We start from the raw sequence: 14,379 nt of genomic DNA on the forward strand, positions 1-14,379 counted from the left end.
TTATGGAAGAGAAATCAGCCGGTAGTAGAGGCTTTTTAATTCTTTCAATAGCAGGGCTTTTAACCAAAGTAATATCAGTATTTTACATACCAATCCTTCAAAGAATAATCGGTCTTGAAGGGTATGGAATATATACAAATTGTTATGAAGTATTTTTATTTGTATATGCAGTTACCAATTTAGGTACTCAGCCAGCCATAGCTAAAGTAGTTGCTGAACTTACAGCCTTAGAAAAACCCAATGATGCTATAAGAGCACTTAAAATATCAAGAACTCTTCTAGCTGTAATTGGTGCAATATTAACAATTTTTTTAATGCTGTTTGCAGCTCCTATCGGGAATTTAATAGGAAATCCATCAGCAACGTCTGGGATACTAATGCTTGCTCCAAGTATTTTTGTAACATCATTGTTATCGTCTTACAGAGGGTATTTTCAAGGTAGAAATAGCATGACAGCTATTGCTGTCTCTCAAGTATTGGAGCAAGTTATAAATATTGTAATCAGCTTAGCTTGTGCATACTTTTTAGTACACATAAGTGTTGAATACGGTAGTGCCGGAGGTACTATAGGAACTTCAGTAGGTGCTCTGGTTGCATGTTTATATATGGTTTATATTTATGGGCAAAATAAATTTGAGGAAGATTCTATAGTAGCTCAACAAAATGGTAAAAGAGTAAGAACCAAACATATAATTAGAAAATTAATTAAATATGGATTGCCAATAACTTTAAGTTCAGGATTGCAAAACTTTGGAAGTTTAGTTGATATGGTGAATGTAAATAGTAGATTAGCATTTGCAGGATTTAATTCAGAAGAAGCTCATATATTATACGGAGTTCTTGGAAGATATAAAACTTTACTATCTGTACCACTTATTATTGTAACAGCTCTTGGGACAACCGTTTTACCAGCAGTGGCAGCAGCTATGGCTTTAAAAGATAAAAAGGAAATAAGAAGAAAAACAACTTTTGCTTTTAGAATAACACTAATAATAACTGTCCCAGCGGCAGTAGGTCTTTCGTGTTTGGGAAAAGAAGTTTTTGAACTTTTATACGGGACAGATCAAGGGTTTGAATTAATGGTAATGGGTTCAGTTGTATTAATTCTAATGTCTGTGGTACAAATACAAACAGTTATACTCCAAAGTATGAATAAATTATATTTTGTACTTGGTACCTTTAGTATAGGGATTATTGCAAAGATAATAGCTAATTACATATTAGTTGGAATGCCAGAGATTAATATTTTAGGTGTAGTAGCTGGAAATTTTTTGTGGTTTGTAATACCAATGCTCTTGAACCAAAGAGCACTAAAAAGAGCATTAAGAGTGAGAATATCGATATTAAGAAATGCAATAAAACCACTCATAGCATCAGCAGTTATGGCAGTAGTAATATTAGCTATAAAAACACCAGCAGTACTGCTTATAGAAATCGCAAATGGAAATACGCTGTTAAAGGGAATAATAACGCTTATACTTATTTCAATAGGCGGTTTTGTATACCTATACTTGCTAGTTCTATTAGGTGGAATTAAAAAAAGTGATATAGATAGCATATCATCTAGAATATTTAATTATTTACCTCGTTTTATAAGGAAAAACTTAAAGTGATATCCATGGTGGTATGAAAAAATTATAATAACGTACAAATATAAATTGGGTACATATCTATACGATAGACATGTATCCAATTTTTTTGATTATTATTATTTAGGTTTCATTTTCTCCAAAAGTTCCGAGATATGCAAATATTGAGAACACGAGTCCCATTATAACGAAGTTATTAATAATTAGAGAATTAGTATGCATATGCTTTGAAAATGTATTAACAACTAAAAATGTTAAAAAGCCGAGTAAAGCATATATAATTATATTTGATTTGTTTAAACCAAGATCAATATGTTTATTTACTTCATACATATTAAGTATAAAACCAATTGTACATGCTATAAGCATAGTTAGGCTATATCCAAATATATTAATGGAATGAACTGCAGTAAATATGTATAAACATATTAGCTCGATTATAGCTTCAATTAGCGAATTTCTAAGAATAATGCTTTGTCTATTAAGCCCGTTTAAAACTCCGAACATTGTTACAGCAGGAAAAAATATTGGTGCAGTAAGCGAGGCAAATCTAATATACTGACCTAAATCATTTCTACCGTAGAACATTTCACCTAAAGAGTTAGGAATTATATTGCATATTATTGTTGTTGCAATGCCAAGCAAAAATGCAATTTTAAGTATCTTTTTTATTCTAACCGATACCTCATATTGCTTCCCCAAGGCTAAGGATTGAGATAAATCTGGAATTAACAGTGTATTAATTGTGGAAACCACAATTAGAGGAATTGTTATTATACTAAGGGCCATACCTGTATACTTGCCTATCATGCTTAATGCATCTGGATAGGTAAAGCCTGCAACTAGTAAGCGCCTTGGAACAATTAATGTGGCAAGTGTTCCAAGAATATTTGTTAAAAAGCCATTTAATAAAAGTGGAATAGATATTATTACTACATCGAAAAGTAGCTGAAACCTGCTCTCAGGCACTTCGTGAGAAATTGGCATTCTATTTATAGAGTATTTATAATAAATATAGAGAAAAAGCAAACTCTGAAATTCACCTATACACAATGCAACTGTAGCCATAGTTACCATTCCTTCTAAAGTATGAGCATTAGTTAGAAAGATAAGTAAGCTCACGGTTAAAATTCTCATAGCTTTTTCACAAATATCAATTATAGCAGGTATTGCTATTTTTGAAGTTCCGTAAAAATATCCTTTAAGGATATTAGAAATTGCGATACACACCATAGCTGGACAAATAACCTTTATAGCATTTATTGTCCGAATATCATTAACACCATATTTTCCTATTAATGGGGCGCAAAAGAATACAATAAGCCCTATTAGGAATGCCCATGATATATTAAATAGGGAAACAGCCCTAATAGTTTTAACTATATTATTGTGTTCACCTTTTTGAGCATAAACAGCTGTTATTTTTGAAATGGAAGCGACTATTCCAGCTGTCATAAGACATATAAATAAATTGTAAATCGGCATAACCAAATTATAAAGTCCCATTCCCTCGGGACCTAAGATCTTAGAGAGATATATCGAGAATATAAATCCAAGTATACCAGTAGTCACATTTGATGATACCAGTAAAAAGGAATTTTTGAAAAAATTATCTTTATCCAATGTTAACTCACTCCTTATAAACCACTATAAATTCATATTCAAAATAAACTATAAATATGAATTTATAAAAATACTAATCATTAAGAAAATTCTATAAAATATGACAACTGCTTTAAAAGAAGTTGGAAAAAGGATATAATTATACAAACAGGAATATTTAGGGGTGAAGATAATGAATAAAATTTCAGAAAAAGAAGAGATAAATTTCTTTTATAACACAATTCCATTTATAGAAATACTACTTGATGGAGAGGTATCTGTGGCGTTAGCAGATACTAAAAAATATCTGTATACTAAGTATTGTAAAGATCTAGTTTTGAATGCAAAGGAAGGAGATCCAATACCTGATGGCGGTGCTGTAGTTGAGGCACTTAGAACAGGAAATAATATAATAAAAATTGTGCCAGAAAATATTTATGGAACTGAATTCAAGTCGTTTGCATTTCCAATAAAGGAAGGAAGAGATGTAATTGGTGTATTTGTTGCGGCAAAGAGTTTAGCTAAGAAAAATTCAGTAACCAGTATTACAAAAAATTTAACAGAGTCTCTTTCACAGATTTCAATAGGGATTAATGAGATATCTAAGGGGGTACAAGAATTAGCCACCATGAATGAGCAATTATTAGTGGAAACAAAAGAGGCTAATGAAAGAGCAAAAAATACTGATGATATACTAACATTTATTCAAGGAATTTCATCACAAACAAATCTTCTTGGATTAAATGCAGCAATTGAAGCAGCAAGAGCTGGTGAATCAGGAAAAGGATTTAGTGTTGTTGCGCAAGAGATCAGAAAATTATCAAATTCTTCTAATGAATCCATTAAAAAGATTGATTCAGTTATAAAACATATTTCATCATCAATAAACAGCATAAATAACAATTTAACTAAGTCCAATGATGTTTCTCAAAACCAATCAGCGGCATTAGAAGAAATTGCAGCATCTATTTCAGAATTAAATGTTACAGCTAAAAAATTAGAAGATTTGGCTAACCAATTATAATTGAACTCATACATACCTAATTAAAAAACATGAATTTATTTAAATCCTTTTTTGATAGAATTATTAAAATTTTTTAAAAGCATTAAATGTGAAGTTGGAACCATTTTAACTGTACAAGTTGAAATAAGCCAACGTTGCATTTAGTGCTTTTATTAGTTTATTTTTAATACAATTTCACATCACTGATTTTTAAGCATAGCCTAATTCTCTGTATGTATGTAGATAAATTTAATATTATATTTATGATTTTAATGATTTACCACATAAGTCTAATTATGTTATGTCTATCCATATATAGATAAACCAATTAAGAGTTTAACTTATGCTTTGAAATATATACTATACCAGAAAGAAAAGGTGCTCTTTTACGCAGTGTTTCATTGAGAATTTGTCTGTAGGATTTCTTCAGTAGAAGTTGTTCCAGTTGTGCTTGTCATTTGCTTGCCAAAGGAGCATGCATAACTGGGTACAACTTCTGCTGTTAGAAATCCACAGACAAATTCTCTAGAAACCGAGTAACAGAGCACCTTTTCTTTCGGTGGTTTATTGCATAAATCTAAGTTGTATTTTGTCTATCTATATAAATAAATAAGATTTTAAAATAGAGGTCTTATTTTAGTAACTTTACAATATAAATTAAATATGAATATTATATTTTGATACATAAGTCTTAGTGAGAAAATATATTTAATATTACATTAGAGCAGTAAGGGGAGAGTGAAGTGAGAAGATTCCTAAAGTTTTTAATTGTTTCAGTTATAATAGTTGTAGTAGCATTTGGCGTATATAAATTTTCTAATCAATATAGAATGAATACATTAAAAAATAATATTAGTTGGAGTGTTGCTTATAAAAATTGTAAAAATGCTGTAGCCTTTGATAGAGCAGAGAATAAGGATACGTATTTGGCCTATGATAATTATATTAAGGTTATAAAGGAAGATGGAAGAGAAGAAACTTTACTGCAAGATAAGTCATTAAAAATAGAAAATATAGTTTATTATAATAATAAATTGTACTTTATTTCTAAATCAACCTTATATGGATATGACCTAGCTAATAAAGAGTTAAAACAGATTTTAGATAAAATACCAGCTGAAGGTAAATATTTAGATAGAAATTTAATTATTAAAGATTCAAAGCTTCTATTAGCAATTGGAAGTGCTACAAATTCTGGTATAGCTTCTGACGATGGATCTTACCCAATAAATAAAATTCCATACGATAAAAGCTCTATAGATATAACTTTAAATGGATTTAATTATGGAGATAAGAAAACAGGAGCGTTTATGCCATACGGAAACTCAAGTCAGGAGGGACAAAGGATAAAAGCTCAGGACTTAGGTAATTCATGCATTATCGAAATAAACTTAAATACTAATAAGAGAACATTGTATGCAACAGGAATAAGGAATATTACTGGGTGGGATTTAGACAGTGAAGGATCATTAATTGGAATTGTTGGCGGGATGGAGAATATTGGGGAAAGACCTATAAATAGAGATTTTGATTATCTATATGAAATAGATAAAGGAAAATGGTATGGATGGCCAGATTTTAGTGGAGGAGATCCTATAACTTCTCCAAGATTTAAAGGGGATAGGATAGTATCTAATATAATATATAACCCTCCTAATAAAACTGTTGCGGCGCCTATTCACCAATACTCTGATGCAGGAATAATAAAATATCTGGCTATAGATAAAGAGGGGAATATTTTAGGAAAGAATACAAAAGTATATTTTGATAAAAAAGGGAATGTTATATCAGAAATAAGCACCGATAATGTTGTATCTGATTTATTAAAACTAAAAGATACAAGTCAGATAAAAGGGATAAAATATTCAGAAGGATATATCTATATATTAGATAGTGGTATAGGTTGTATATACAAGTTACAATCAGAAGATTTGGATTTGAAATTTAACTTGCCAAATTCAGTTTGGATATTCATTTGTGGATTTCTTTTCACACTAACTTGCATAGTTATTTATAAATTTCACTCTAAAAAAAATAAATAGAAATAACAAACTGCCTTAAGAGAATTTATCTTTTAAGGCAGTTTTAGGTGTGAGAAATTAAATTTAATATTTAAATTATGTAAATAAATGGTAGAATATAATTGTAAGTATATAGGTTTGGAGGAATAGTTAGTTATGGGAAAGACATTGGTAATAGATTTAGAGGATATTGTTTTGCAAGGAGATATATTAGATGTTGGAGAAAAAAACTTAGGCATTATATATAATATTTCTAAAGAAGCTCAGGATGAATTATCATTGGACTATGTATGCAATGATACAAAGATTGAATTAATAAGTAGAGAATATGATGCATGTACATTTTTCTTTGATTTAAACAAGATATGGACTAGTTTAGAAAAGGAAAAAATAATCAAGGAAATAAGTTCTTATTTAAAAGAAAATGGTGAAATATTTGTTTGGGACATAAATAAGGAAAGGGGGAAAGTATTTAACAATAAAATAAAGGTTATATTACCTAATGGGAAAATAAAGGAATTTACTTTTAGAAATTTAAATGTACTTTTAAGTTCAAATATTGAAGAAATAAAAAAAATTCTTGAAAAATACTTTGAAATAGAAGAAACTAAAGCATGGGAAGATGTTTTTTTCATTAAAGGGAAAAAATTAACGACAAAAGTTAAAGTAGAGGAGAAAGTTGAATATGAAAGTGTTAATCACAGCAGTTGACTCTAAATTCATTCACAGTAATTTAGCTGTTAGGTATTTAAAAAGTTTTACAAGGGACATTGATTATGAAAGCAAAATAAAGGAATTCACTATAAATGATAGAGAAGGCCGAATACTAGAAGAGATAATGAAAGAAAAACCAGATGTAGTAGCATTTTCAACCTATATTTGGAATGTTGAATTAATTTCAAGGGTAGCGAATCTGATAAAAAGAGTAGATTCTAATATAGAAATTCTTTATGGTGGTCCAGAAGTTTCTTTTGATTCAAGAAATTTTCTTCAAAATAATGTAGGGGAATATGTTATAGAAGGGGAAGGAGAAAAAACATATAGAGATTTTATATTATATAAATTAGGAAAGCTACAGTTAGAAAATATAAAAGGACTTCATTACAAAAAGGATAATATAGTTTATTCAAATGAAAAGCGTCCACTTATGTCAATGGATGAAATAGCATTTCCATATGAAGAAGATGAAGATTTAAGCAATAAAATTGTATATTATGAGGCTTCAAGAGGATGCCCATTCAGTTGTCGTTACTGCCTTTCATCTACAAGCCATGGAGTTAGATTTTTAGATATTGATAGAGTATTAAAAGATTTAATGTATTTCATAAATAAAAAAGTCAGATTAGTTAAATTTGTTGATCGTACATTTAACTGCAATTCTAAATTTGCTATGGCAATATGGGACTTTTTAATAAAACAAGATACAAATACTCAATTTCATTTTGAAATATCAGCTGACATATTGAAGCCTCAAGAAATAGAACTTTTATCAAAGGCTCCAAAAGGGAGATTTAGATTTGAAGTTGGGGTGCAAACAACTAATGATGAGGTTTTAAGAAATATAAATAGATTTGTTAATTTTAATGATATAAAAGAAAAAGTTTTAGAAATTGAAGCATTAAGAAATATAGACCAGCATTTAGATTTAATAGCAGGACTTCCAGGAGAAGATTATGAATCTTTCAAAAAGTCTTTTAATGATATGTATGAAATAAAACCTGAAGAAATACAACTTGGTTTCTTAAAGTTATTAAAAGGATCTTCTATGAGAGAAGATGCAGATAAATATGGAATGGAATATTCACCATACCCTCCATATGAAATTTTAAAAACGGATAAACTTTCTTATGAAGAACTATTAAAGCTTAAGAAAGTAGAAGAAATGGTTGATAAGTATTACAATTCTCAAAAGTTTAAGCTTATAATTAAGTATTTTGAAGATAAATTTGAGAAACCTTTTGATTTTTATTATAGCTTAGGCATGTTTTTTGAAAAACAAGGATACTTTAGCAAAAATATAGGAAATGCAGAATATTACAAATTATTTCTAGATTTTAATGAAATGATACTAAAAGAAAGCAATAAGTACTTAAAAGAAATAATTAGATTTAATTATCTAATATACAATAAAAGAAGAGGATTACCTGAGTTTTTAAGAAGTGATATGTTAAAGGAAGAAGAGAAAAGTATTAAAGAGGAACTAAGAGAAGAATATTCGTTTAAAGAATATCAATTAGAAAAATTCAATATGGACATAGAAAGATATATTTCAAATAATGAAATATTAGATAAAAATTCATATTATATTTTTAATGATAATTCTAAATATATATATTTAGAAAATAAATAGGATGGAATCTAATTAAAGCAATAATTGAAGTGGGGATTTTAAATAATAACTTTATTATTGCTTTGAGGACTTATTTTAACCTATCATATGACAAAGGAAGGGAGGAATAATAATGTTGTACATATTAATCTCACTTTTAGTAATAACTTTCGTATTTCCTATTATATCGAAGACGGTAGAAGAAAACCTTGAACCATTTCTATTTATTATAGGGATTCTGGCATCTATTACTTCTGGTGTTCTAAATAAAGAACTTTTTTTAAATATTTTTAAAAATGAATTTATGTATATCATCGTATTAGCTGTACTATTAGGTGGGTTATTATTTAAAGTGTTAACTGATCATGTGAACGCAGTACTAACCAATATATTAAAATATATTCCACTAAAGTTTTTTGTATATTTATTAATTGTAGTTTTGGGGCTTTTATCCAGCATTATAACTGCAATTATAGCATCTCTTCTACTTGTTGAGATAATAAGTATGCTTCCGATTAGTAGAAAAAATAAAATAAACATAAATATAATTTCATGCTTTTCAATTGGGCTTGGAGCAGTATTAACACCAATAGGTGAGCCTTTAGCTACAATTGTTGTTTCAAGGCTTGATGAAAGCTTTTGGTTTCTTTTCAATGAGTTTGGTATTTATATTATTCCAGGCATCTTGATTCTTGGAATTTTTGGAATGATATTTGCAAAAGAGGAGAGGATTCAAGAAGAGAAAGAAGAAGAAATTATTATCCAAGAAACAAATAGAACTATAGTAATAAGAGCACTTAAAATTTTCTTATTTATTATAGCATTAGATTTACTAGGGGAAGGATTTAAACCAGTTATTGATACATATATAATATCTCTCGATACCCGTTATCTATATTGGGTTAATATATGCTCAGCAATTCTAGATAATGCAACATTAGCTGCAGCTGAGATAAGTGTTAAAATGTCAAAATTACAAATTGAAGCGGTATTAATGGGATTACTTATTAGTGGTGGAATGATGATTCCGGGGAATATTCCTAATATTATTTCAGCTGGTAAATTGAAAATTAAAAGTAGCGAATGGATTAGGTTAGGTGTTCCATTAGGATTTTTCATTATGATAATTTACTTTGTAATTTTATTTGTCAGATAGATACATAAATGAATAATAGAGGTTAAATATTTTAAGAGATGGCAGCAACATTAATAATTTTGTAATTGATATAACATATCATTAATAGTATAATCTAATAGGAAGTAAGCCATTATGGAATACTTGGGGATAATTTACTTCTAAAGACTTAACTAAGGAGTAGGAAAGATGGATTATATATTAGCGATGGTAGTTTCGCTTTCAATTGCACTGATTATCATGCCATTTCTTATGAAACTAGCTAACAAATTACATTTTACAGATAAACCAAATAAAAGAAAGCAACATAAAGCTCCAACACCATTGTGTGGAGGGATAGCTTTATATATTGGTTTTTTTATATCATATTTTATATTTTATAAAGATGATGATATGAAAAAACAATTAGCAATTTTTGTTGCAGCAACAATGATAGTATTAATTGGACTAATAGACGATTGGTATAAGTCAAAAGGAAAAGAATTTGCCATATTTCCAAGGTTGGTTATCCAATTGTTATCAGCGATACTTGTATTTAAAGCAGGAATTTTTTTTAGAGGGTTTACAAATCCTTTTACAAATTCTTATATAGAATTGAATTCAACAATACAATTTATACTTACAATAACATGGATATTTGGAGTTACCACTGTAATCAATTGGTCTGATGGAATGGATGGATTAGCAGGAGGTTTGTCATTAATTTCTGCGATAACATTTTTTCTAGCAGCACTTATACTTGATCAAGGTAAATCAGCATTATTATCTATAATATTGGGTGGAACAATTTTAGGATTTCTATACTACAATAAGTTTCCAGCAAAAGTATTCATGGGTGATTCAGGAGCAAATTTTTTAGGATTTATTCTAAGTATTACTGCGTTAGACGGTGCGTTTAAACAAGCTACAGTTATGAGTTTATTTATACCAATATTAGCTTTGGCTGTTCCAATATTTGATAATTTATTTGTTATATTTAAAAGATTTTCGGAAGGTAAACCGGTGTATCAGGCAGATAGAAGTCAAATACATTTTAGGTTGGAAGAAAAAGGTTTTACAACTGTACAAGTTATAAATTATATCATGCTCATAAGTTTAACTTTTAGTATATTTTCTATAATTCTTTTGTTAGTAAAACAATAAACCATGTAAGAAATAAAACAAATTATATATTGATCAAAATTAGAGCACTTGTTTATATTTTAATTTAGACTATGAAAAATAAAATCTTTACAAACTATATTTTATAATATATAATCACTAAATATAAGAACTTATCAAGAGTGGTGGAGGGACTGGCCCTGTGAAACCCAGCAACCGGTTTATTTTTTTGAAGTATACTTGGTGCTAAATCCAGCAGTGTAAGAACTGAAAGATAAGGTGTTTTAGGAAGTTTTAAGCCTAGAGGAATGCCTTTAGGCTTTTTTTTATAACTTTATGTAAGTACATATTTATATTTTAGCAATAAGGTGGTGAACAAATGGGGGCTTATGAACTACAGATAAACAGAGATGAAGTGCTAAGGTACCTGGGGTATAAAGGGCAAGATATAGATGAAAAGATGATTTCAATAATTGATGAATGCAGAGAAGAGATTAAAAAAATTATAAATCCTAGAGTTGTCTATAATTATAAAGATATACATCAGAATGATGAAGGTGTAGAGGTTATAACTACAAATTTAGTCTTAAAAGGCAAGGATATAAAAGAACATTTAAGCAATTCTAAGGTATGTGTATTAATGGCAGTAACCTTAGGAAATGAAGTAGAGAAAAAGACAAGATTATATGAAAAGATTGATCTAACGAGAGCGCTTATATTAGATGCTTGTGCTACTACTGCGGTAGAAGAAGTTTGTGACATAGTTGAGAATGATGTTAAAGAAAAAGCCGCATTGGAAGGTATGGATATAACTTTTAGGTATAGTCCAGGTTATGGTGATTTACCCTTAGATGTTCAAAATAGTTTTTTAAGAGCTTTGGATGCACAGAAAAAGATTGGACTTACTGTATCAGAAAATAATTTATTATTTCCTAGGAAATCTGTTACAGCTATAATAGGAATAGTAGAGAATGGAATAAAAAAGAAAAAAAAGAGCTGTGAAGAATGTAATAATTATCAAAATTGCAGTTTTAGAAGAGAGGGCGAAAATTGTGGGGCTTAAGGAATATATAAAAGATAATATATTAATATTTGATGGAGCAATGGGGACTATGCTTCAGAAAAAGGGATTAAAACTAGGTGAAAATCCTGAACTATTAAATATAAAAGAACCAGATATAATAGAAGAAATTCATAGGGAATATATAGAAAGTGGTGCAAATGTAATTACAACTAATACTTTTGGTGCTAATGAACTTAAGTTGAAGCTTTGTAATCTTGAAGTAGAGGTGGCTGTAGATGCTGCAGTAAAGATTGCACGAAAAGCAAAAGGAGATAGTAATACCTACATTGCTTTAGATATTGGACCAATTGGAGAACTTTTGGAACCAATGGGGACTTTGAGTTTTGATAGAGCATATGAAATTTTCAAACGTCAAGTGGTTCAAGGTGCTAAATCGGGTGTTGATATAGTTCTAATTGAGACGATGACCGATTTATATGAGCTTAAGGCTGCAATACTTGCAGCAAAAGAAAACTCAGACTTACCTGTATTTTGTACAATGACCTTTGAAGAGAATTTAAGAACATTTACAGGATGTTCTCCAGAAGCCATGGTACTTGTACTAGAAGGATTAGGGGTAGATGCACTAGGAGTAAACTGCTCATTAGGGCCAAAGCAATTGAAACCTGTTATAGAGGAAATATGTAATTTGGCACATATTCCAGTTATGGTTCAGCCTAATGCAGGACTTCCAACGCTATCAATAGGAAATGAAACTAAATATGATGTTACAAAAGAAGAATTTGCAGACACATTATGCAGCTTTATTGACTCGGGGGTCAGAGTTATTGGAGGATGTTGTGGAACAACTCCAGATTATATAAAGGAATTGAACTTAAGAGTAAAAGACAAAAAACTTACAGCTGTAGAAAGAAGTTATTATTCAGCAGTATGTACGCCTTCAAAAGTTGTGAGAATAGATCGTGTTAGAATAATAGGTGAACGAATTAATCCAACTGGTAAAAAGATATTTAAAGAGGCACTAAAAAATGGAGATTTTGATTATATATTAAACCAAGCTGTTTCTCAAATTGAGGCGGGGGCACATATTTTAGATGTAAATGTTGGATTACCTGAAATTGATGAACCTACTATGATGCATAGGGTTATAAAAGAAATTCAAGGAATAATGGATACACCACTTCAAATAGATTCTTCAGATCATAAAGCTATAGAAACGGGACTTAGATATTATAATGGGAAGCCTATCTTAAATTCTGTAAATGGTGAAGATGAAGTCTTAGATAGAATACTACCTCTAGTAAAAAAATATGGAGCTAGTGTTGTCGGTTTGACTTTAGATGAGAGAGGAATTCCAGCAAAGGCTGAAGAAAGATTTGAAATTGCTAAAAAAATAATTGATAGAGCAGCGCATTATGGAATTAGGAAAGAAGATGTATTTATAGATTGTTTAGTATTAACTGTTTCTGCACAACAGAAAGAAGTTCAGGAAACATTGAAGGCTGTGAGAATGGTTAAAGAAAACTTGGGCGCAAAAACAGTACTGGGAGTTTCTAATATATCTTTTGGTCTTCCAAATAGGGAATTAATTAATGAAACTTTCTTAGCATTAGCTCTCGCAAATGGATTGGATTTACCTATAATTAATCCAAATGTAAGTGGAATGACTAGAGTCATTGATTCTTATAATGTACTATACAATTATGATAAAGGAGCCGAAGTATATATTAATAACTATGCTAATGTTGAAGTATCAACAGCAGTTACTGCTAAAGGTGGCGGAGCAGGAAAGAATACTTCAAGTAATAATGTAAATGTAGAACATGATTTAAAATACATTGTTATCAAAGGGTTGAAAGAAGAAGCGAAACAAGCTACAATAGAACTCTTAAAAGTCAAAAAAGAGCTTGAAATAGTGAATGAATATTTAATTCCAGCTTTAGATGAAGTAGGAAACAAGTATGAAAAGGGAGAACTTTTCTTGCCACAATTAATTCAAGCTGCTGAAACCGTAAAAAACTCTTTTAGTATTTTAAAGGCTGAAATAGTAAAGAGTAATGCTAAATCTATCTCAAAAGGCAAAATAATAGTAGCTACAGTAAAAGGTGACATTCATGATATAGGAAAGAATATAGTAAAAGTAATATTAGAAAACTATGGCTATGAAATGATAGATTTAGGTAAAGATGTACCTGTAAAAACTGTTGTAGAAGAAGCTAAAAAGCATAATGTTTCTTTAATAGGATTAAGTGCCCTTATGACAACAACTCTTAGGAGCATGGAAGAAACAATTAAGGCCTTGAGAGAAGACGGATATGATGGGAAGATATTCGTTGGTGGAGCAGTAGTAACAAAAGATACTGCTGAAAGAATAGGGGCTGATTTTTACGCAAAAGATGCAAAAGAATCAGTAGAAATAGCAAAAGAAGTATTAGGTTAATACTTAGATAATTTCTGATAAGCTTAAATTATATAATAAACAACCGAAAGAGAAGGAGCTCTGTTACTCGGTTGCTAGAAAATAGAACTGTGGATTTCAAACATTAAAAGTTGCACCATTCCTGCTTGTTCCTTA

The 14,379-nt window shown here is 29.7% G+C and carries 10 protein-coding genes and 1 riboswitch; of the genes, 9 read left to right on the forward strand and 1 reads right to left on the reverse strand.

The annotated features are described in order from the left end of the window. The first annotated feature begins 2 nt into the window (after positions 1-2). Positions 3-1,613 carry a putative polysaccharide biosynthesis protein gene (locus D2A34_RS08900; RefSeq protein ID WP_119366372.1) on the forward strand — a complete coding sequence of 537 codons (1,611 nt, stop codon included), beginning with the start codon at positions 3-5 and terminating at the stop codon, positions 1,611-1,613. Between the two features lie 99 nt (positions 1,614-1,712). Here D2A34_RS08900 and spoVB read toward each other — a convergent pair whose 3' ends face one another. Then, positions 1,713-3,212, reverse strand: coding sequence for a stage V sporulation protein B (gene spoVB, locus D2A34_RS08905; RefSeq protein WP_119366373.1), 1,500 nt, complete (start codon positions 3,210-3,212; stop codon positions 1,713-1,715). 172 nt (positions 3,213-3,384) lie between these two features. Between spoVB and D2A34_RS08910 the strand changes: the two genes are divergently transcribed. From D2A34_RS08910 to D2A34_RS08945, 8 genes are all read left to right on the forward strand, one after another. Beyond that, the gene (locus tag D2A34_RS08910) at positions 3,385-4,215 is read left to right on the forward strand and encodes a methyl-accepting chemotaxis protein (RefSeq protein WP_119366374.1); all 831 of its coding nucleotides are present in this window, start codon (positions 3,385-3,387) and stop codon (positions 4,213-4,215) included. 722 nt (positions 4,216-4,937) lie between these two features. Further along, complete coding sequence (locus D2A34_RS08915) at positions 4,938-6,236, forward strand: PQQ-dependent sugar dehydrogenase family protein (RefSeq protein ID WP_119366375.1); 1,299 nt, start codon at positions 4,938-4,940, stop codon at positions 6,234-6,236. 135 nt (positions 6,237-6,371) lie between these two features. Next, on the forward strand, positions 6,372-6,926 hold the full coding sequence (locus tag D2A34_RS08920) for a hypothetical protein (RefSeq protein WP_119366376.1): 555 nt from the start codon (positions 6,372-6,374) through the stop codon (positions 6,924-6,926). Further along, positions 6,901-8,565 carry a B12-binding domain-containing radical SAM protein gene (locus D2A34_RS08925; RefSeq protein ID WP_119366377.1) on the forward strand — a complete coding sequence of 555 codons (1,665 nt, stop codon included), beginning with the start codon at positions 6,901-6,903 and terminating at the stop codon, positions 8,563-8,565. The genes D2A34_RS08920 and D2A34_RS08925 overlap by 26 nt, the downstream gene beginning before the upstream one ends. 112 nt (positions 8,566-8,677) lie before the next feature. After that, positions 8,678-9,700, forward strand: a complete 1,023-nt coding sequence (locus D2A34_RS08930) for a DUF1646 family protein (RefSeq protein ID WP_079441490.1) — start codon at positions 8,678-8,680, stop codon at positions 9,698-9,700. A gap of 168 nt (positions 9,701-9,868) precedes the next feature. Further along, positions 9,869-10,822, forward strand: coding sequence for an MraY family glycosyltransferase (locus tag D2A34_RS08935; RefSeq protein ID WP_079441491.1), 954 nt, complete (start codon positions 9,869-9,871; stop codon positions 10,820-10,822). Positions 10,823-10,950: 128 nt separating this feature from the next. Further along, a riboswitch (SAM riboswitch) is annotated at positions 10,951-11,061 on the forward strand. Positions 11,062-11,159: 98 nt separating this feature from the next. Next, a complete protein-coding gene (locus tag D2A34_RS08940; protein ID WP_119366378.1) occupies positions 11,160-11,843 on the forward strand; it encodes a vitamin B12 dependent-methionine synthase activation domain-containing protein in 684 nt (227 codons plus the stop codon). Then, entirely contained in the window at positions 11,833-14,244 is a 2,412-nt protein-coding gene (locus D2A34_RS08945; protein ID WP_119366379.1) for a homocysteine S-methyltransferase family protein, read from the forward strand. The genes D2A34_RS08940 and D2A34_RS08945 overlap by 11 nt, the downstream gene beginning before the upstream one ends. The last annotated feature ends 135 nt before the right edge of the window (positions 14,245-14,379 follow it).

Source organism: Clostridium chromiireducens, assembly GCF_003575225.1.
GTDB classification, from domain to species: Bacteria; Bacillota; Clostridia; order Clostridiales; family Clostridiaceae; genus Clostridium; species Clostridium chromiireducens.

What these genes read in the sequence shown, in the direction of transcription:
- D2A34_RS08930 (WP_079441490.1), top strand. Translation starts at nt 8,678, where the DNA reads ATGTTGTACATATTAATCTCACTTTTAGTAATAACTTTCGTATTTCCT.
- D2A34_RS08935 (WP_079441491.1), top strand. Translation starts at nt 9,869, where the DNA reads ATGGATTATATATTAGCGATGGTAGTTTCGCTTTCAATTGCACTGATT.
- D2A34_RS08940 (WP_119366378.1), top strand. Translation starts at nt 11,160, where the DNA reads ATGGGGGCTTATGAACTACAGATAAACAGAGATGAAGTGCTAAGGTAC.
- D2A34_RS08925 (WP_119366377.1), top strand. Translation starts at nt 6,901, where the DNA reads ATGAAAGTGTTAATCACAGCAGTTGACTCTAAATTCATTCACAGTAAT.
- D2A34_RS08920 (WP_119366376.1), top strand. Translation starts at nt 6,372, where the DNA reads ATGGGAAAGACATTGGTAATAGATTTAGAGGATATTGTTTTGCAAGGA.
- D2A34_RS08910 (WP_119366374.1), top strand. Translation starts at nt 3,385, where the DNA reads ATGAATAAAATTTCAGAAAAAGAAGAGATAAATTTCTTTTATAACACA.
- D2A34_RS08900 (WP_119366372.1), top strand. Translation starts at nt 3, where the DNA reads ATGGAAGAGAAATCAGCCGGTAGTAGAGGCTTTTTAATTCTTTCAATA.